Raw genomic sequence first — 18,417 nt, 5'->3', positions numbered from 1 at the left:
CCCGCACAGACAAGCAACGACACAACGGCTTTCCTGTGATTCCAGTCGAATCCCCTTGACCTTTGGCCCCCACCTCTGTTGAACCTCCCCAACGTTTCAACGACAGATGGCTTGCGGCAATGGACGATCAGAACAAGAACCTCATCCTCGCGACGGCGCTCAGCTTTGGCGTCATCCTGATCTGGTTCACCCTGTTTCCCCCACCAGAAGCGGTGGAGGATCCCAACGCCCCGGCGATCACCGCAGAAAGCACTGATGCCGCCACGCCGTCTACGGCCCCTGCCCTGAGCAGCGCTGGCACCGACACGGCCTCTGCCGCTGCCACAGGTGCTGAGCCAACGGCCGCTGCAGATGCACCCCGTCTAGACATCGCAACCGACCGCGTGACCGGCTCGATCTCCCTGCTGGGCGGCCGCATCGACGATCTGAAACTCAATGATTACCGCGTGACACAGGACGCCGATTCCGAGATCGTGACCCTGCTGTCTCCCAACGGTGAGCCAAACGCCTACTACGCGCTTTACGGCTGGGCCCCCGGCGCGGGTCTGAACCTTGATCAGGTGCCCGGTTCCAACACCCTCTGGTCTGTTGAGAGCGGCGACATCCTGAGCGAAGACGCGCCCGTGACCCTGTCCTGGGACAACGGCGCAGGCCTCACCTTCCGCCGCACCATTTCCGTGGACGACAACTACATGTTCTCCGTGGACCAATCGGTCGAGAACACCGGCGCAGGCTCCGTATCCCTCGCACCATACGGTGTGCTGGCGCGCTACGGCCAGCCAGAGGATCTGAAGAACTTCTTCATCCTGCACGAAGGCATGGTCTCCATGGCGGACGGCGAGCTGGCTGAAATCGACTATGACGACATGACCGATTTCACCTTTGACCAGCGCGAAGGCGCACCGGCTGAGGTGACACAGGTTGAGGCCAACGGCTGGACGGGTTTCACCGACCACTACTGGATGGCCACCCTGATCCCGGCACCGGGCACAGGCTTCAAATCGGTCGCAAAATATGACGCCAACCGCGACATCTACCAGACCGAAGCCGTGATGCGCACGCTCACCGTCGCCGAGGGCGAGACCGCCACCACCTCCAGCCAGCTCTTTGCTGGTCCCAAGGAATGGGCCACCATCCGCGCCTATCAGAACGAGGGCGGTGTTCAGGGCTTCGTTGAGTCCATCGACTGGGGCTGGTTTGCCTTCCTGACCAAGCCAATCTTTGCCCTGCTGCACTGGCTGAACGTCCAGATCGGCAACATGGGCTGGGCGATCATCGGCCTGACCGTGATCCTGAAAATCATCGTCTTCCCGCTGGCCTATAAATCTTATGCCTCCATGGCGAAGATGAAAGAACTCCAGCCACAGATGGAAAAGCTGAAAGAAGCGGCCGGTGACGACCGTCAGAAAATGCAGCAATCCATGATGGAGCTTTACAAGAAAGAGAAGGTCAACCCAGCGGCCGGCTGTCTGCCGATCCTGATCCAGATCCCGATCTTCTTCTCGCTCTATAAAGTGATCTTCGTGACGCTGGAGCTGCGCCACGCCCCATGGCTTGGCTGGATCACCGACCTGTCCGCGCCGGATCCAAGCTCGATCTTCAACCTGTTCGGCCTGCTGCCCTTCGGCATCCCTGAACTGGGCTTCTTTGAGATCTTCAGCCTCGGCATTCTGCCAATCCTGCTGGGTATCTCCATGTGGCTGCAGCAAAAGCTGAACCCGGCGCCCACCGATCCGACCCAGCAAATGATCTTTGCCTGGATGCCATGGGTCTTCATGTTCATGCTCGGCAGCTTTGCCTCCGGCCTCGTGGTCTACTGGATCACCAACAACGTGATCACCTTCGTGCAGCAGTACGCCATCATGCGTCAGCACGGCTACAAACCGGACGTATTTGGCAACATCAAAGCCAGCTTTAAGAAAAAACCAAAAGAGGACGCCAAGTGATGGGCACAGTTGCCGCACTTTGGAGACACCCAATCAAGGCCCACGGACGCGAGTCCGTGGGTCACATTTCTTTGGTCGAAGGCCAGACCTTCCCCTGGGATCGCCGCTGGGCCGTGGCCCATGAGGCTGCCAAGACCGAAGGTGGCGAATGGGCCTCCTGCCGTAATTTCTCCCGTGCCGCCGGGGCCCCTGCCCTGATGGCCATCACCGCCAAGGTGGATGAGGACAGCGGCAAAATCACCCTGAACCACCCTGATCTGTGGGAACTCACCATTGATCCCGCCACCCAAGGCGACAAGCTGATCGACTGGGTGCGCCCGATCATGCCCAAAGACCGCGCCGCCAGTGCCAAACTGCTGCCTGCAGGCGAGGTTGGCATGACCGACAGCAACTTCCCCTCCATCGCCATCCACGCCACCGCCAGCCACCGCGCTGTCGAGGAGCTCTTGGGCCAATCCCTCTCCACAGAGCGCTGGCGCGGCAATATCTGGCTGGACGGGTTTGAAGCGTTTTCCGAGTTTGACTGGATCGGAAAGACCCTGCGCATCGGCACCGCCGAAATCGAAGTGCGCGAGCGCATCACCCGCTGCCTTGCCACCACATCCAACCCCGATACCGGCGTGCGCGATGCCGATACGCTGGGCGCACTGAAGGGGGCCTATGGCCATCAGGACTTCGGCGTTTACGGTGTCGTAACCAAAACCGGCGACATTTCCGTCGGCGACACAGCGGAGCTTCTCTGATGCAACTGCCCTTCCCATTTGTCGAAGACCCGGAACCGATCGCGCTGGAGCGCGGCCGCAAGCTCTTCAATGGTGCCAACTCCGACTTTCTCAAAGGTGTGGTGGCCATGGATGGTCTGCCCGCCGGTGACCGTGTGGAGGTCTGCTTTGCGGGCCGCTCCAACGTTGGCAAATCCAGCCTGATCAACGCGCTGACCGGGCGCACCCGTCTGGCACGTGCCTCCAACACACCGGGCCGCACGCAGGAAATCAACTTCTTCACCCTGACCGACAGCCACTATCTTGTGGACCTTCCGGGCTATGGCTACGCCAACGCGCCGCTACCGGTGGTCGAGAAATGGCAGCGCCTGCTGAAGCAATATCTCTCTGGCCGCGCCAACCTGCGCCGCGCCTTTGTGCTGATCGACAGCCGCCATGGCGTGAAAGACGTGGACGAAGAGATCATGTCTCTTCTCGACAGCTCCGCCGTGACCTTTCAGGTGGTGATGACCAAAGCCGACAAGGTGAAAGAGAAAGATCGCGAAAAGATCTTCAAACAGGTGCGCGAGAAACTCGCCAAACACCCCGCCGCCTATCCTGAGATGGTGCTGACCAGCTCTGAAAAGGGCGACGGCATCGGCACCCTGCGCGCCATCATCGCGGGACTTGCATAGTTTGCACCGGCTGTTGCCCCTCATCCTGCTGTTGGCCATCGGCCTGACAGCTGTCATCCCCAAAGGGTGGATGCCAAAGGTGATGGACGACGGCCACATCCTGCTCGTGCTCTGTACCGCAGACGAAATGGTGGAGATGCTTGTCGATGAAAACGGCGAGCCTGTGCCATTGCACGAACGCACCGGCGAAGAGCGCAGCCCCTGCGCCTTCTCCGCTGTGCCTGACGTCGCGATTGTGGCGGACGGCCCGCACCCTTTGCTGCTGGAGGGCACGCTCACCGCGCTCTGGCAACATCAGGGCTTCACCCACGAAAGCGCAGGCTTTCACCGCCGCTATGACGCGCGCGGCCCCCCTTCCCTCTCCTGACACCCCTTCAAAACCTAGCTTTATCCAAACCGCCCCGATTGCCCGGGTTGCGGTCTGTCAGGAGATATCTTCATGGCTCAGAACAGCCAATTCAGCGGCGAAGCCGCACCCAACACCCTGTCCCAGAAACTCTATTTCGCCGCATGGCGCTGGCATTTTTATGCCGGCCTCTATGTGATCCCCTTCCTGATGATGCTTGCCATCACCGGAATGATGATGATGTTCATCACCCAGTTTGACGGGCGCGACGGGGAGAAAATCGCAGTCACGCCCCGAGCCACCGCCCTCTCGATCTCAGAACAGGCAGAGGCCGCCACCAACGCTGTGCCCGGCACCGTGGTGGAATACATCGGCCCCAAAAGCGACAGCCTCGCCGCTGTCTTCCGCGTCAAAACAGAAACCAACCAACAGCTCGTCGCCGTTGATCCCTACACCGGCGCCGTTCTGGAAAGCTGGGACCGCCGCAACGGCTGGTATGACTTTGCCGACAATGTGCACGGCTCGCTGCTGCTGGGCGACACAGGTGATCGCCTGATTGAGATCGCCGCAGGCCTCGGCCTCGTTCTGGTGCTCACCGGGCTTTACATCTGGTGGCCCCGTGGCAACTCCGCCTCCGTTCTGGTGCCAAACCTCGCCGCCCGTGGCCGCGCGCTTTGGAAAAGCCTGCACGCAGTTGTCGGCTTCTGGATCTCGGCCCTCATGGTGATCTTCCTGATCTCCGGTCTGGCATGGGCCGGCATCTGGGGCGGCAAATTTGTTCAGGCCTGGTCCACCTTCCCGGCTGAGAAATGGAACAACGTGCCCTTGTCAGACAGCACCCACGCCGCCATGGGCCACGGCAACCAGAACGACGTGCCATGGGCGCTTGAGCAAACGCCGATGCCTGCTTCCGGTTCCGATGTGGGCGTCACCGGCACCCCCGAAGGCGCGGCGGTCGACATCAACAGCCTCGTGGCTTTGGGGCGCGCGCTGGGTCTTGAGGGCCGCTTCCGCGTCGCCTATCCGGGCGATGAAACAGGCGTCTGGACCATCAACCGCGACAGCATGAGCAGCGACAGCACCGACCCAATGGGCGATGTGACCGTGCATGTGGATCAATACACCGGCAAAATCCTCGCCGAGGTGCGCTTTGCCGACTATTCCGTCGCTGGCAAATCCATGGCGGTCAGCATCCCCTTCCACATGGGCCTCATGGGGCTTTGGAACCTGATCCTGAACACCCTGTTCTGTCTTGCCGTGATCTTCCTATGTGTCTCAGGCGTCGTCATGTGGGTGAAACGCCGCCCGGGCAAAGCCCTGCGTCTCGCCGCCCCGCCAGCACCGCGTGAAATGCCGCTCTGGAAAGGCGCGCTCCTGATCGCCGCCGTGGTCTCCATCGCCTTCCCGCTTGTGGGCCTCACCCTGCTGGCCGTGCTCGCCTTTGACGTTATAGTGCTCTCAAACGTTCCAGCGCTCAAACGCGCGTTCTCTTAATTCACGTGAGCCCCCGCAGGCATCACGCAGGCGGGGGCCACAACTTGACCAATCCAGATTTCGCCACCGGCGTCGGCATCGCAGGCTGCGGCCGCATGGGCGCTCCGATGCTCGCCGCGCTCCGCGCTGCAGGGTTTGACGCCAAAGGCTTTGATGTGCGCCCGCCCTCCGACTTCGGCGCGCTTGCACCGCATGTTATGGCGCTGCCCGATTTCGCGGCCCAGCTCACCACGCTGATCATCGTGGTCCGCGACATCGCTCAGACCGACGATGTGCTCTTTGGCGCGCAAAATCTGCTCGCAGCCGCGCCCAATCTCTCCACCGTCATCATCTCCTCCACCCTGTCGCCACGCTACGTCCGCGCGCTGCGTGACAGGATCCCACCGCGGATTACCCTGATCGACGCCCCCATGTCCGGCGCCGCCGTTGCCGCCGAAGAGGCCCGGCTGTCCTTCATGCTTGGCGGTGAGCCGCAGGACATCGCCGCGCATCAGCCCCTGTTTGAGGCCATGGGGGCGCATTTTCACCTCATGGGCAGCTTCGGCGCGGGCATGCAGGCCAAAGTGCTCAACAACCTGCTCGCCGCCTCCAACACTGCCATGACCCGCCTTGTGCTCGATTGGGCCGATCAGAGCGGTCTGGACGAACGCGCGCTTCTGGATCTCATCCACACCTCATCGGGGCAAAACTGGCTCGCCTCAGGATTTGAGGAGATCGAATTTGCCCGCGACGGCTGGGAAGCGGACAATACAATCGGCATCCTCACCAAAGACGTGGCCTCAGCACTTGACGCCGCGCCCGAGGGGGCCGACACCGCGCTGCCTGATCTCATCAAAGCCCAGATCCGCGCGCTCAAACCGCGCGCCTAAGGCCTCGCACCAAGCTTTGTCAACCCCGCGCCCATCACAAAGGCATCTCTCTAAAAAGTGCCTTGCAAGAGGCGCGCTCAACCGTTGCCAAACGCCCCATTTTGCTGCATGACAACGGCATGACACTTCATGCACGCGCGCTCTCCGTTCATCTCTTCACTGCTACCGGGGCGGTTTTCGCTATGCTGGCGATGCTCGCCGCAGTTGACAGCAAATGGAGCCTCATGTTCCTCTGGCTTGTGGTGGCCTTCATCGTGGACGGCATCGACGGCCCGCTCGCGCGCCACTACGACGTGAAGAAAAACGCGGCTGAGTTTGACGGCGTGCTGCTCGATCTGATCATCGACTATCTGACCTATGTGTTCATCCCCGCCTTCGCGCTCTTTAAATCAGGGCTGATGGACGGCTGGACCGGCTGGTTTGCAATCATCGTGATCACCTTCACCTCGGCGCTCTATTTCGCCGACACCCGCATGAAAACCAAAGACAATTCCTTCTCAGGCTTCCCCGGATGCTGGAACATGCTGGTGATTGTGATCTTTGCGGTGGAGCCGAATTTCTGGGTCAGCCTCGCGCTTGTGACTGTTCTGGCAGTGGCCATGTTCCTGCCGATCAAGTTCATCCACCCCGTGCGCACCGAGCGCTGGCGCTGGCTGTCTCTGCCCACAGCACTTGCATGGACCTTCTTTGCAGGCTGGGCCGCATGGGTCGATTTCCACCCCGAAAGCTGGGCGCATTGGGGTCTTGTAGCCACCTCGGTCTATCTTCTCGGCGCAGGCGCTGCTCAGCAGATCCTCTACCGCGAACGTCTCTGAGCGGTTTCTAAGCCGGCTTCTGCGCCGCGTTACAGCCGCTCTAGATCATCGCCCAACAAATCTGCAACAACCGTATCGGATCACACAGACCAGCCCCTGACCCTAGGTAGGGGTGAAGCCCCCTCCCTTGGGGAGGGTCGGGGGCTGGTCGGCTTCGCCTCCTGCACGGTGGTGAAGGTCATGCGTTTCAGATTTTGGGTACGATGCTTCAAATCAACAGCCCACCCGCACGCTCATGTTTGAGCAGCCAGACTTTAGTTTCCACACCGCCGCGCCCTGAAAACCCGCCAAGCCCATTGGCCCCCAGCACGCGGTGGCAGGGGATTATCACCGGAATCGGATTTCCGCCACAGCCCTGGCCGATCGCCTGCGCGGGCACACCAATCTCCTTGGCCAGATCCCCATAGGTGCGCGTTTCCCTCAGTGGGATCGCCAGCATGGCGTCACAGACCTTCTGCTGAAACGCTGACGCCTCCACCCGCAAGGGCAGATCAAATCCCCGCTCTGGGTCGTCAAAATAAGCCACCAACTGCGCCGCCGCCTCTCGCAGCAAAGGCGTGTCGTCCGCGCCCCCCTGCCCCCATTCCGCACGGGTGATGGCCCCGTCCTCTTCGGTCAAAGTCATAAGGCCAGTCGGGGTTTCAACGGTGGTTTGCAGCATGGCGCCACGATGCCGCCTCACCCGCCCGGAATCAAGGCCGCGGGGTCAGCGCAGGACCGCGGGTGTGCGCTCAAACCTCCGAAAGCGCGCGTTTTATCCCAGCCAAACACATCCGAACGCCCAGTATTCAGCCCACCTCGCCAAAGCGCACGCCCATGCGGGCGGTCGTGCGCTGGCCCGGCGGCCTGCGGCCTTGTTCCGGGCCATGATCAACAAAAAAGGGCGCCCAAACCGGACGCCCTCCTCAATCTCTTTGGCAAAAGCCTCAGCCCAGCGCGTCGTTACAACGGCCACAAACACCGTCATGGCTGTGCTTGCCAACGTCAGGCAGGATCTTCCAGCAGCGCTGACATTTCTCGCCATCAGCCTTTTCAAAAACCACGCCAACGCCCTCAACTTCCGGCAGGCGGAAGGCCTCTGCCGGGCTTGGGTCGTTGTTCACGTCGATGGTGGAGGTGATGCAGACGTCGGCAAAGTTCACCGTCTTAAGCGCCTCAACCACCTCAGCATCACGCACATGCACAACCGGAGCCGCCTCAAGCGAGGCACCGATCACCTTGTCGGTCCGCTGCACCTCAAGCGCGGCAGTGACAACACGGCGCACTTCGCGCACCTTGGCCCATTTCGCGGCCAGCGGCTCATTGAGCCAATCCGCAGGCGTTTCCGGGAAGTCGATCAGATGCACAGAGCTGTCGTCCCCCGGGAAGCGCTCCAGCCAGACCTCTTCCATGGTGAACACCAGCACCGGCGCCAGCCATGTGGTCAGGCGGTGGAACAGGATATCCAGCACCGTGCGCGCCGCGCGACGGTTCAGTGTGTCCCCGTCACAATAAAGCGCATCCTTGCGGATATCGAAGTAGAAGGCCGACAGCTCCACAGTGGCAAAGTTGAAGACCGCAGAGACAACCCCTTGGAAGTTGAATTCCGCATAGCCCTTGCGCACCTGATGATCGAGCTCCGCCAGACGATGCAGCACCCAGCGCTCCAGCTCCGGCATATCCGCCACATCCACACGATCCGCCTCGGTGAACCCGCTGAGGGAGCCCAGCATAAAGCGCATGGTGTTGCGCAGACGGCGATAGCTGTCCGCCACACCTTTCAGGATCTCATCCCCGATCCGCTGGTCGGCGGTGTAGTCGGTCTGTGCCACCCACAGGCGCAGGATATCCGCGCCGTACTGCTGCACAACTTTCTCAGGCACAATGGTGTTGCCCAGAGATTTGGACATCTTGTTGCCCTTGGCATCCAGCGTAAAGCCGTGGGTCACCACATTTCGGTAAGGTGCCCGGCCCAGCGTGGCCGAGGCCTGCAACAGCGAGCTATGGAACCAGCCACGGTGCTGGTCGGTGCCTTCCATGTAAACGTCGGCGATCCCGTCCTCGGTGCCGTCCTCACGGTCACGCAGCACAAAGGCGTGGGTGGAGCCTGAGTCAAACCACACGTCGAGCACGTCAAACACCTGCTCCCACTCATCCGCGTTATAGCCTTCACCAAGGAAGCGCTCTTTCGCGCCCTCCACATACCAGCAATCCGCGCCCTCTTCCTCAAAGGCCGCTTTGATGCGGGCGTTGACCTCAGGATCCCGCAGCAGGAAGCCCTCATCGGTGGGCAGCGCACCTTTCTTCACAAAGCAGGTGAGCGGCACACCCCAGGCGCGCTGACGCGACAGCACCCAATCCGGGCGATCCTGGATCATGGAATAAAGACGGTTGCGGCCCTTCTGCGGGGTCCATTTCACCAGCTCATCGATGGAGCGCAGAGCGCGTTCGCGGATGCTGTCGCCCATCTCGCCTTTGCCGTCATCCAGCTTGCGATCCACGCTCGCAAACCACTGCGGCGTGTTGCGATAGATGATCGGCGCCTTGGAGCGCCAGCTGTGTGGATAGCTGTGCTTGATCTTGCCACGCGCCAGCAGGCCGCCCACTTCCACCAGCTTGTCGATGATGGTTTTGTTGGCATCCCCCTCACCACCTTTGCGGTTCAGGATGTATTTACCGCCAAAGAACGGCAGATCCGCGCGGAACCCGCCATCATCCATGACGTTATAGGTCAGAACGCTCTCCAGCATGCCCAGATCACGGTAGAGCTCGAATTCCTCCATCCCGTGGCTTGGCGCACAATGCACAAAGCCGGTGCCTTCCGTGTCGGTCACAAACTCAGCGGCGCGGAAATCACGCAGATCATCCCATTCGCCGTTGCCACCCTCGGCGCCATGCAACGGGTGGGCCAGGCCCACACCTTCCAGATCGCTCACCGGCACATCGCCAACGCGTTTCCACATATCGGCGTCCAGACGCGCACGGGTCATCACGTCACCGGCCAGATTGTCGGCCAGCACAAAACGGTCGCCCACTTTGGCCCAGCTTTCTTCCGGCGTGCCGGTCACCTCATAGAGGCCATAGGCAATGTCTTTGCCAAACACGACCGCCTTGTTGGAAGGGATCGTCCAGGGCGTGGTGGTCCAGATCACCACATAAGCGCCCGCCAGCTTGTGATCAGCCGGCTCAGCCACTTTGAACTTCACCCAGATCGTGAAGCTTTCCTTGTCGTGATACTCAACTTCCGCTTCCGCCAGCGCGGTTTTCTCAACCGGAGACCACATCACAGGCTTGCTGCCCTGATAAAGCGTGCCGTTCATGAGGAACTTCATGAACTCATCGGCAATCACCGCCTCAGCGTGATAATCCATGGTGATGTAAGGGTTTGGCCAGTTGCCGGTGATGCCCAGACGTTTGAATTCCTCGCGCTGGATGTCGATCCAGCCCTCGGCAAACTTGCGGCATTCCTGACGGAACTCGACAATATCCACCGCGTCTTTGTCTTTGCCCTTCTTGCGATACTGCTCCTCGATCTTCCACTCGATCGGCAGACCGTGACAGTCCCAGCCCGGCACATAGCGCGCATCATGGCCCATCATTTGATGGGAGCGCACGATCATATCCTTGATGGTCTTGTTCAGCGCGTGACCGATGTGCAAATGGCCATTCGCATAGGGCGGGCCGTCATGCAGCGTGAAGGGCGTGCGCCCCTCTTTCTCGCGCAGGCGGTCATACACACCCAGCTTTTCCCAACGCTCCAGCCACGCAGGCTCACGCTTGGGCAGCCCCGCGCGCATCGGGAAATCGGTTTTCGGAAGGTTCAGCGTATCTTTGTACTCTGGGGTCTCTTTGACGGTATCGGCACACATGTGTCCGGTCCTTTTCAGGCGGTCTTATTTGGAAGGATGTAGAGCGGCGCGGCAGTCCATACGCCTTGTCCCGGCGGCTCGTTCTTGGATCAGAGCGCCGGGCTGATAATTCGAATAATAATTGCGAATATCTGCGTCATGAGCGCCTTATAGGCGGCTCAGCCCATGGGGTAAAGCAATGATCGCCCCCGCAGCACGCCCAAGACCATATAAGAAAGGGAGCTGCGGCAATCGCAACTCCCTCACATGCTGTCAAACGGGCTGGCTGGATCAGGCTGGGTCCGGGTTGGTCTGGCGGCGTGGCTGGCAAAAGCTGGCTACGTGGCGTGAACTGAGGGGACCTAAAAGAGCCGCATCTGGCGTGCTGGTCTGATCAGAAAACCGTCAGACACAGGGTCGACGACTTAGGCCGCCTGACCTTCAAAGCTGCCGCACCAGTCGTTGCTCTGCACAACCGGCCATTGCGCCGCGCCTTTCATCTCCTCTTCGGTGAGGAAGGTCGGCGCGTTGAAGCGGCACAGACCCGCGGTATCGGCTTTCGCAGCTTCAGAAACAGCAGCCCCGTCAAAGAACGCACATACGTTGCAAGCTTTATCAGTCATCGGTCTTTCCTTTTGCTTTTCAGAACCCAAACTGGCTGGCGACGGGCTGGCTGTGGTTGTTCTGCTGGCTATCGAGACTCACCACGAGTCCCGCATCAATTCGTGCTCCAGTGGTATCCGTAAAAATCCGCAACCTCAAGATTATTTTTGTTTATTTTCAGTTACTTGACAGATTCTCTCAACAACCAAACCCGAGTGTTTCACTTCCAAATCCCAAGTAAAACACATATGTCACACCCACAAAGCGCCCTGCGCGCTTGTATGAAAGGCAGCGCCTCTGTAGGCACGTCCAAAAGGACACCAAACATGGCCACATTGCCCCCAAAATTTGACGTGACACGCGAAGAGATCTCCCGCGTGGTGGCCGCGTTTTATGAAATGGTGCGCCAACACCCGGGTCTCGGGCCGGTCTTTGCCGTGCATGTGGAGGATTGGCCCGCCCATGAGGCCAAGGTGGCTGATTTCTGGGCCAATGCGATCCTTTATGAGCGCAGCTATGATGGCAACCCGCTGAAGGTCCACCGCGAGGCGGGCAATGTGCGCCCCGGCATGTTTGACGCCTGGCTTGCGCTTTTTGAGATGACGCTCAAGCGTGAACTCACCGAGGACCAAGCCGCCGCCTGGTCTGCCCTGGCCCATAAAATCGGCCGTTCCCTGCGCGCCGGTGTGGTCGAACAGATCAAAGGCCCCGGCGGCGTCCCAATCCTGCGCTGATCCCACACCCCGCTGGGGCACGGCCGCACCACCGCTTCCTCTTGCCCTAAATATCCCCGCCGGAGGCTCCCCAAAGCCGCCACAAGCGCAGCGGCCGGTTATGACACGCTGCCGCCTCAGCTCTCCTTACTGAACAACCCGGTCAAGGCCCGCTTCACCAACCCCGCCACCGAAGGTCTGCGCCCTGCGCCAAAGGGCAGCGGGCGACACACCTCCATCGCCGCAACGCCCACCCGCGCGGTCAGCGCGCCATTCACGATGCCCTCGCCAAACCGGCGACTGAGCTTGGCCAACGCGCCGCCGCCTGCAACCGTGCCAATCAGGTCTTCGCCCGCAGCCACGGCCCCGGTGGCCACCAGATGGGTCATCACCGCGCGAAACAGCCGCCAGCTGCCCAACGTGCCAGACCGCCCGCCATAGATCTCCGCAATCCGCCGGATCATGCGCACATTGGACGTCAGCGCCGCAACCACATCCGCTAAGGCCAGCGGCACCAGCGCCGTCACCGCCGCCACCTGCCGCGCCGCCGCCTCCACCTCGCGCTGCGCCGCCATATCCAGCGGCGTCATGAGCTCCGCCTCCGCCAAAGCAATCAGCGCATCTGCGTCCAGCACCTCTGCGCGCTGCTTGGTCAGACCATCCCGCCCCCAGGCCAGATCCTCCCGCCCGCGGTAAAACCGCAGCAAATCATCCACAACGCCCCGTGCCTGCGTCAGATCATGCGCCTGCACTGCCGCATCCACCCGCGCCTTGAGCCCATCCACCCGCCGCAGCCGCGCCAGACCTGCCAGCTCTTTCAGGATAATCAGCACAGCCACCACCAAAGCCGCCGCCCCAATCACCATGACCGCCCAGCCCAGGAGCGGGAACCGCACCACCAGACCGGTCACAAAATCCCAAGCCGCCACCGAAAGTGCTGCCCCTAGAAACGCCGCCACCAAGGCCCAAAACAGTCGCGCCAACCGCGACGGCTTCCCCGCCCCCAGCTTGGCCGCCACCTGCATCGCCTGCCCGCTTGGCGTCTCCACCATCAAATCCGGCACCGGCGCCGCCTCCGCCACCTTCGGCGCAGGGCTGTCTTCCAGCTCAATCAAAACCGGGCCTTTGCTCATGACATCTCTCTCCGCTCTTGCCGCCAGACATACCGGATGTCCGGCAACCGCTCCGCATTGCCCGCGCCATCCGTGCGCTCTTCCGCACGAAACCCAGCGGCCTCATAAAACCTCTGCGCCGCGTGATTGTCCTGAAAACACCACAGCTGCAGCTCTGCCGCTTCCTCTTGCGCATGCGCCAACAACGCGGCTCCCAGCCCGCGCCCCCGCGCTTCGGGTCGCAGATAAAGTGCCGAAATCCAGCCGTCTTTGCTGGCCAGAAACCCCTGAACCTGCCCATCCGCCTCAGCCACCCAGCACTCTTCTGCCGCAATCAAATGCGCGCAGAACGCTTGGGTATCGGCCAAGCTGTGCAGCACCGGCATCCACGGCGCGTCTTCGATCCAGCCTTGCAGGATCGCGCCCATCACAGGCCCATCCGATGCTTGCGCACGGCGCAGGACCGCCGTCACAACACATCTCCCAATAAAAACTGCGCCGCGCGGTCGAGCCGGATATGGGGCGGGCCTTCGCCGGGGCGTAGGGTGTTGGCCGCAGGCGCAAAGCGCATGATCTGATAATCCTGATCCAACCAACCGTCCGCGCCCACCTTGGCCGCATTCAGCAACACATTGGGATCCTCCGGCAACTGGCCGGGATAAAACGCCGCCTGCCGCCCGTCCGCCAGCAACCGCCCGCGCACACAATCAAGCGCCGCGCCGTCATGGCTCACGGTTTCCTCCACCGTCGCGCGCAAGGAAGCCAGCGAAAGCGCCTCGGTCTCTGCCCCCGCAAATTGCGCCCGATCCGCCGCCTCCCGCGTCAACGCCTGCATAATCGTGGTCAACTGCGGATGCTGGCTGTGATGCAGATGATCCGCCTTGGTAGCGGCAAAGAGGATCTTCTCCACCCGCCGTCCCCCCAGCAGCCGCGTGAGCCAGGCCGTGCGTCCGGGGCGAAATGCGGTGAGCGTGTCCGCCAGCCCGCCGCGCAGATCCTCCAGAGCGCGCGGCCCCGCATGGATCGCCCCCAGCGCATCCACCAGCACCACCTGCCGGTCGATGCGAGCAAAATGATCGCGGAAAAACGGCTTCACCACTTGCGCCTTATAGGCCTCAAAGCGTTTCTCAAACGCCCGCCACAGGCTGCTCTTGGCCGCGTTTTGCACGGGCGCTAGCGGCGCAAAGGTCAACACCGGCGATCCCGCCAGATCACCGGGCAGCAAGAATCGCCCCGGGGTGCAATCGGAATAGCCGCCCGCGCGCGCCGCCTGCAGATATTCCGCAAAAGCCGCCGCCAGATCCTGCGCCTTGGGTTCATCCAGATCATCAGCGCCGTTCATCGCGCGCATCAGACCGAGAAATTCGGCCGCTTCATCCCGCTCTGCGATCCGCTCCAGAACCTCTGCGCTCCACTGCGCGAAGCTCTTCTCCATCAGCCCCAGATCCAGCAGCCATTCGCCCGGATAATCCACAATATCCAGATGCACTGTCCGCGCGCCCTGCAACCCAGCCAGAAGGCCATTGGGCCGGACCCGCAAGGACACCCGCAATTCGCTGATCGCCCGGGTGCTTTCCGGCCATTGGGGCGCGGCCCCCGTCATCATCGCCAGATGACGCTCATAATCAAACCTTGGCACCAGCTGATCGGGCTGGGGCTGCAAAAACGCCGCCTCAATGCGCCCTTCTGCGGCGGCAGCCAGCTGTGGCATACGCCCGCGATCCAGCAGATTGGCCACCAGCGAGGTGATGAACACCGTCTTGCCAGAGCGCGCAAGCCCGGTCACCCCCAGCCGCACCACCGGCTCAAACACACCGCTGACCCCGTCGGCCACCGCCTCAACCTGGCGCGCGATCCCATCTGTTATTGTGCTTATGACCAATGGCTTGGGCCCTCTGCCTGTTTGCCTCAACCTATGCGGCGGCCCCCTGTATTTCCAGTGGTGAGAATGGCTTCAAATTTCCCCCCAAGTGCGGTAACCGGACGCCCATGCCCAGATATGCTCTCCAAGTCGAATACCACGGCGCCCCTTTCGCAGGCTGGCAGCGCCAGGCCGATCAGCCCTCGGTTCAGGGGGCCATTGAGGCCGCGCTGGCCAAGCTTGAGCCGCGCGAACACACCATTGCCGCTGCAGGCCGCACCGATGCGGGGGTGCATGGTCTGGCACAGGTCGCCCATTGTGACATGGAAAAAGACTGGGATCCCTTCCGCCTGTCTGAGGCGCTGAACTTTCAGCTCAAGCCAGATCCGGTAGCCATCGTCAAAGCTGCAAAGGTGGATGACGACTGGCACGCCCGGTTTTCCGCCACCGAACGGCGCTATCTCTTCCGCATCCTCATGCGCCGCGCCCCGGCCACGCATGAGGCAGGGCTGGTCTGGCAGGTCAAACACGATCTCGACGTCACCGCCATGCAGGCAGGCGCAGACCGCCTGCTTGGCAACCATGATTTCACCACCTTCCGCAGCTCCATCTGTCAGGCCGCCAGCCCGCAGAAAACGCTGGATGAGCTGCGCGTGGAGCGCGTGGAGACCATCGGCGGGCCGGAAATCCATTTTCACGTGCGCGCGCGTTCCTTCCTGCACAATCAGGTGCGCAGCTTTGTCGGCACGCTGGAGCGCGTCGGCGCAGGCGCTTGGACGCCGGATGATGTGACGGCCGCGCTTGAGGCCCGCGACCGCGCCGCCTGCGGCCCGGTGTGTCCGCCACAAGGTCTCTATTTGGCTGGGGTCACCTATCCGGATGCCCCATTTACCTGATCTTGCGAACCGGCCTCCCCCCGCTTGTGATCAGCAAAACAAGGCAGAACTGAAAGCTTACCAGGGGTAAACCCTTGACCTTTTCGCCCAAATCCATGCTATTTGCCCGTCACAGGAAACTCTTGAGGCCCAACATGTTCAAGCCAGCCATCACCGGCACCGGTGTCTTCACGCCAGATCAAGTCATCACCAACGACGAGCTGGTCGAAAGCTTCAATGCCTACGCCGACAAGATGAACGCCCAGAACGCCGCCGCCATCGAAGCCGGCGAGATGGAGCCCATGCAGCATTCCTCCAGCGAATTCATCTACAAGGCCTCCGGCATCAAACAGCGCCACGTGCTGGACAAAGAGGGCGTGCTGAACCCCGATGTGATGCACCCGCTGCTGCGCCAGCGTAGCGATGACGAACCCGGCGTGATGACCGAAATGGCCCTTGATGCCTGCACCAAAGCGCTCGCGCAGGCGCAGGTTGACGCCTCCGAGATTGATCTGGTGATCTGTGCGGCCTCCAACATGGAGCGTGCTTATCCGGCCATCGCAATTGAGATCCAGAACGCCCTTGGCGCGGGCGGCTTTGCCTTTGACATGAACGTGGCCTGCTCTTCTGCAACTTTTGGCCTGCAGGCTGCTGCTGATATGGTGCGCTCCGGCTCTGTGCGCAAAGCCATCGTTGTGAACCCGGAGATCTGCACAGGCCACCTGGAATGGCGCGACCGCGATTGCCACTTCATCTTTGGCGATGTGGCCACCGCCACCGTGATCGAGCGCGCCGAAGACGCCAAAGGCGACTACTTCGAGATCATCTCGACCCGCTGCGCCACCGAGTTCTCCAACAACATCCGCAACAACAACGGCTTCCTGCGCCGCTCCCGCCCCGATGGCGTGGTAGACCGCCGCGACATGCAGTTCATGCAAAACGGCCGCAAGGTGTTCAAAGAGGTGGTGCCAATGGTCTCCGCCCACATGCTGTCCCACCTCGAAGCAGAAGGCGTTTCCCCGGACAATCTGCGCCGCCTCTGGCTGCATCAGGCCAACAAGTCGATGAACGACTTTATCGGCAAGAAGGTTCTGGGCCGCACACCGGAAGACGGCGAGCAGCCCAACATCCTGCAGGACTACGCCAACACCTCCTCTGCGGGCTCCATCATCGCCTTCTCCAAATACTCTGACGATCTGGAAGCCGGTGACTACGGGGTGATTTGCTCCTTCGGCGCGGGCTATTCAGTTGGATCCGTGCTCGTCAAGCGTCATTAACAAACTGTGATTCGAAGTGTGCGGTATACTGCCGCACACTGACTGTCAGAAATGATAGCCTATCTCGAGAAAACTATCACAATTGACAGCTCTCTTTACTGTGACCACCCAGTCTGCCCTACCAGACTCACGTAAGGTAATGCGCTAGCATGGTCTACGGAGGGAGCTGTTGTTTCGCCGCGGTGCTACCCCAGGCATCCTGAGACAAGAGGTTCGAGAGGTGATAGTTTACTGATCCCCTTCTACTCTGCGCTGTCCCGTGCGGAGTCTTGTATGCACACCCGTGCACATATTTTCCCTGTATGTCTTTTCATGACGTGTAGGTGCCCCGGTTCTCCGGGGCACCTTTTTCTTTGGGCTCCAAAAAACACCAGAACCCGAAAATAATCATTATAATTCAGATGCTAACGGTATCTCACAAGATGCTTGCCGCCCGGCGGATCATCCATCTCAACCAGAATGCCCGCTTCCTCATTGTGCATCCGGTTCAGCGGATCTTTCACCAGCCCGGCGCTCATCGCCAGCGCTGCAAGGTCCGCTCGATTGGACAGTCCGGTTTTGCTGAGGATGTTTTTCATCCGTTGCCGCACCGCAGAAACAGAGATCTCAAGTTTCTCGGCAATCACCTTGTCCTGAAGCCCGGCCCCGATCATTTCCAGAAGTTCGCGCTGTTTGTCCGAAATTTGGTTCCGCTCGGTAAATTCTGCCGCAAAATGAGCAAGATACCGCTGATGGCCCATCATTGCGACAGTATTTAGGACCCATCCATGGGTCTGAATGATGTGTCGCATCTCTCTTTTGGAGTGGTCCCCGCAAAAGGTGATCAGCGCGGCCTGCGGCGGCGCATTCAGCCTCAGAGGGATAGAGAACCCCGCGCGCAAACCCCGCTCAGCCGCCTCCTTGAGCACCTTGTAGCGCTGCTCCGGGATGTGGTGAAATTCATCCGCAAACTCCAACCCCACCGCAATCGGCGTCAGGCAATTGATCGCATGGGTGCGGAAATAGCTCCACTTGGAGGTCTCTGGATCGTTGTTGTGCGTGTTCAGCCAGGTGCTGTCATACGAGGTGCGGATAAACAGCGTCCGCTTCCAGTTGGAGAAGTTGTTGGCGCAGATGAAATCAATATACGGCAGGTTCAGGGTCTGCCCCACCTCGACGATCAGCGCCCAGACCTCCGCTGAAGTCCGCGTGGCTTCCAGATCAGCCAGAAACCCGTGCAACAGTTCCGGTGTGTGACGCTCAGCCGCCAGAAGCGGCCGACGCCCGGACGCATCGATCATCGG

17 protein-coding genes are annotated in these 18,417 nt (G+C 61.0%); 10 read left to right on the top strand and 7 right to left on the bottom strand.

Annotation, left to right across the window (positions count from 1 at the left end):
- Positions 1-119 precede the first annotated feature (119 nt).
- The 7 genes from yidC (at position 120) to J7400_RS14315 (ending at position 6,866) form a co-directional block, all read left to right on the top strand.
- On the top strand, positions 120-1,946 hold the full coding sequence (yidC, locus tag J7400_RS14345) for a membrane protein insertase YidC (RefSeq protein WP_209064466.1): 1,827 nt from the start codon (positions 120-122) through the stop codon (positions 1,944-1,946).
- The gene (locus J7400_RS14340) at positions 1,946-2,689 is read left to right on the top strand and encodes an MOSC N-terminal beta barrel domain-containing protein (protein WP_209064465.1); all 744 of its coding nucleotides are present in this window, start codon (positions 1,946-1,948) and stop codon (positions 2,687-2,689) included. The genes yidC and J7400_RS14340 overlap by 1 nt, the downstream gene beginning before the upstream one ends.
- Positions 2,689-3,342 carry a ribosome biogenesis GTP-binding protein YihA/YsxC gene (yihA, locus tag J7400_RS14335; protein WP_209064463.1) on the top strand — a complete coding sequence of 218 codons (654 nt, stop codon included), beginning with the start codon at positions 2,689-2,691 and terminating at the stop codon, positions 3,340-3,342. Before J7400_RS14340 ends, yihA begins: the two co-directional genes overlap by 1 nt.
- 13 nt (positions 3,343-3,355) lie before the next feature.
- The gene (locus J7400_RS14330; RefSeq protein ID WP_209064461.1) at positions 3,356-3,709 is read left to right on the top strand and encodes a DUF2946 domain-containing protein; all 354 of its coding nucleotides are present in this window, start codon (positions 3,356-3,358) and stop codon (positions 3,707-3,709) included.
- Between the two features lie 72 nt (positions 3,710-3,781).
- Positions 3,782-5,182: a PepSY domain-containing protein gene (locus J7400_RS14325; protein WP_209064459.1), complete on the top strand. Its 1,401-nt coding sequence runs from the start codon at positions 3,782-3,784 to the stop codon at positions 5,180-5,182.
- Between the two features lie 44 nt (positions 5,183-5,226).
- Positions 5,227-6,051, top strand: a complete 825-nt coding sequence (locus J7400_RS14320; RefSeq protein ID WP_247738808.1) for an NAD(P)-binding domain-containing protein — start codon at positions 5,227-5,229, stop codon at positions 6,049-6,051.
- 119 nt (positions 6,052-6,170) lie between these two features.
- On the top strand, positions 6,171-6,866 hold the full coding sequence (locus J7400_RS14315; RefSeq protein ID WP_209064457.1) for a CDP-alcohol phosphatidyltransferase family protein: 696 nt from the start codon (positions 6,171-6,173) through the stop codon (positions 6,864-6,866).
- A gap of 208 nt (positions 6,867-7,074) precedes the next feature.
- Here the strand turns inward: J7400_RS14315 and J7400_RS14310 are convergent, their stop codons facing one another.
- The 3 genes from J7400_RS14310 to J7400_RS14300 all read right to left on the bottom strand — a co-directional run bounded on the left by J7400_RS14310 (position 7,075) and on the right by J7400_RS14300 (position 11,316).
- Positions 7,075-7,527: a methylated-DNA--[protein]-cysteine S-methyltransferase gene (locus tag J7400_RS14310; RefSeq protein ID WP_209064455.1), complete on the bottom strand. Its 453-nt coding sequence runs from the start codon at positions 7,525-7,527 to the stop codon at positions 7,075-7,077.
- Between the two features lie 265 nt (positions 7,528-7,792).
- Positions 7,793-10,714 carry an isoleucine--tRNA ligase gene (gene ileS, locus J7400_RS14305; protein ID WP_209064453.1) on the bottom strand — a complete coding sequence of 974 codons (2,922 nt, stop codon included), beginning with the start codon at positions 10,712-10,714 and terminating at the stop codon, positions 7,793-7,795.
- Positions 10,715-11,118: 404 nt separating this feature from the next.
- Positions 11,119-11,316: a hypothetical protein gene (locus tag J7400_RS14300; protein ID WP_209064451.1), complete on the bottom strand. Its 198-nt coding sequence runs from the start codon at positions 11,314-11,316 to the stop codon at positions 11,119-11,121.
- 306 nt (positions 11,317-11,622) lie between these two features.
- On the opposite strand from J7400_RS14300, the gene J7400_RS14295 reads away from it, so the two are divergent.
- The gene (locus tag J7400_RS14295) at positions 11,623-12,030 is read left to right on the top strand and encodes a group III truncated hemoglobin (RefSeq protein WP_209064449.1); all 408 of its coding nucleotides are present in this window, start codon (positions 11,623-11,625) and stop codon (positions 12,028-12,030) included.
- A 116-nt stretch (positions 12,031-12,146) separates the two neighbouring features.
- Here J7400_RS14295 and J7400_RS14290 read toward each other — a convergent pair whose 3' ends face one another.
- Genes J7400_RS14290 through J7400_RS14280 form a run of 3 tightly spaced genes read right to left on the bottom strand, consistent with a single transcriptional unit; the run spans position 12,147 to position 15,003 of the window.
- Positions 12,147-13,142, bottom strand: a complete 996-nt coding sequence (locus J7400_RS14290) for a TIGR01620 family protein (RefSeq protein WP_209064447.1) — start codon at positions 13,140-13,142, stop codon at positions 12,147-12,149.
- Positions 13,139-13,594, bottom strand: a complete 456-nt coding sequence (locus J7400_RS14285; protein ID WP_209064445.1) for a GNAT family N-acetyltransferase — start codon at positions 13,592-13,594, stop codon at positions 13,139-13,141. Before J7400_RS14285 ends, J7400_RS14290 begins: the two co-directional genes overlap by 4 nt.
- Positions 13,591-15,003: a YcjX family protein gene (locus J7400_RS14280; RefSeq protein WP_209064443.1), complete on the bottom strand. Its 1,413-nt coding sequence runs from the start codon at positions 15,001-15,003 to the stop codon at positions 13,591-13,593. The genes J7400_RS14285 and J7400_RS14280 overlap by 4 nt, the downstream gene beginning before the upstream one ends.
- 107 nt (positions 15,004-15,110) lie before the next feature.
- Here J7400_RS14280 and truA point away from each other — a divergent pair, with 107 nt between their 5' ends.
- A complete protein-coding gene (truA, locus tag J7400_RS14275; protein WP_209064441.1) occupies positions 15,111-15,878 on the top strand; it encodes a tRNA pseudouridine(38-40) synthase TruA in 768 nt (255 codons plus the stop codon).
- Positions 15,879-16,012: 134 nt separating this feature from the next.
- Complete coding sequence (locus tag J7400_RS14270) at positions 16,013-17,134, top strand: beta-ketoacyl-ACP synthase III (RefSeq protein WP_209064439.1); 1,122 nt, start codon at positions 16,013-16,015, stop codon at positions 17,132-17,134.
- 404 nt (positions 17,135-17,538) lie between these two features.
- On the opposite strand, the gene J7400_RS14265 is transcribed toward J7400_RS14270, so the two are convergent.
- Entirely contained in the window at positions 17,539-18,414 is an 876-nt protein-coding gene (locus tag J7400_RS14265; RefSeq protein WP_209064437.1) for a LuxR C-terminal-related transcriptional regulator, read from the bottom strand.
- Between the last annotated feature and the right edge of the window lie 3 nt (positions 18,415-18,417).

This window comes from Shimia sp. R9_2 (assembly GCF_017743735.1).
GTDB lineage: Bacteria > Pseudomonadota > Alphaproteobacteria > Rhodobacterales > Rhodobacteraceae > Shimia.
This window is presented reverse-complemented; position numbering and strand designations above follow the sequence as displayed.

Coding starts and splice junctions, on each gene's coding strand:
- yidC (WP_209064466.1), top strand. CDS start 120: ATGGACGATCAGAACAAGAACCTCATCCTCGCGACGGCGCTCAGCTTT.
- J7400_RS14340 (WP_209064465.1), top strand. CDS start 1,946: ATGGGCACAGTTGCCGCACTTTGGAGACACCCAATCAAGGCCCACGGA.
- yihA (WP_209064463.1), top strand. CDS start 2,689: ATGCAACTGCCCTTCCCATTTGTCGAAGACCCGGAACCGATCGCGCTG.
- J7400_RS14325 (WP_209064459.1), top strand. CDS start 3,782: ATGGCTCAGAACAGCCAATTCAGCGGCGAAGCCGCACCCAACACCCTG.
- J7400_RS14315 (WP_209064457.1), top strand. CDS start 6,171: ATGACACTTCATGCACGCGCGCTCTCCGTTCATCTCTTCACTGCTACC.
- J7400_RS14310 (WP_209064455.1), bottom strand. CDS start 7,527: ATGCTGCAAACCACCGTTGAAACCCCGACTGGCCTTATGACTTTGACC.
- ileS (WP_209064453.1), bottom strand. CDS start 10,714: ATGTGTGCCGATACCGTCAAAGAGACCCCAGAGTACAAAGATACGCTG.
- J7400_RS14300 (WP_209064451.1), bottom strand. CDS start 11,316: ATGACTGATAAAGCTTGCAACGTATGTGCGTTCTTTGACGGGGCTGCT.
- J7400_RS14295 (WP_209064449.1), top strand. CDS start 11,623: ATGGCCACATTGCCCCCAAAATTTGACGTGACACGCGAAGAGATCTCC.
- J7400_RS14290 (WP_209064447.1), bottom strand. CDS start 13,142: ATGAGCAAAGGCCCGGTTTTGATTGAGCTGGAAGACAGCCCTGCGCCG.
- truA (WP_209064441.1), top strand. CDS start 15,111: ATGCCCAGATATGCTCTCCAAGTCGAATACCACGGCGCCCCTTTCGCA.
- J7400_RS14270 (WP_209064439.1), top strand. CDS start 16,013: ATGTTCAAGCCAGCCATCACCGGCACCGGTGTCTTCACGCCAGATCAA.
- J7400_RS14265 (WP_209064437.1), bottom strand. CDS start 18,414: ATGATCGATGCGTCCGGGCGTCGGCCGCTTCTGGCGGCTGAGCGTCAC.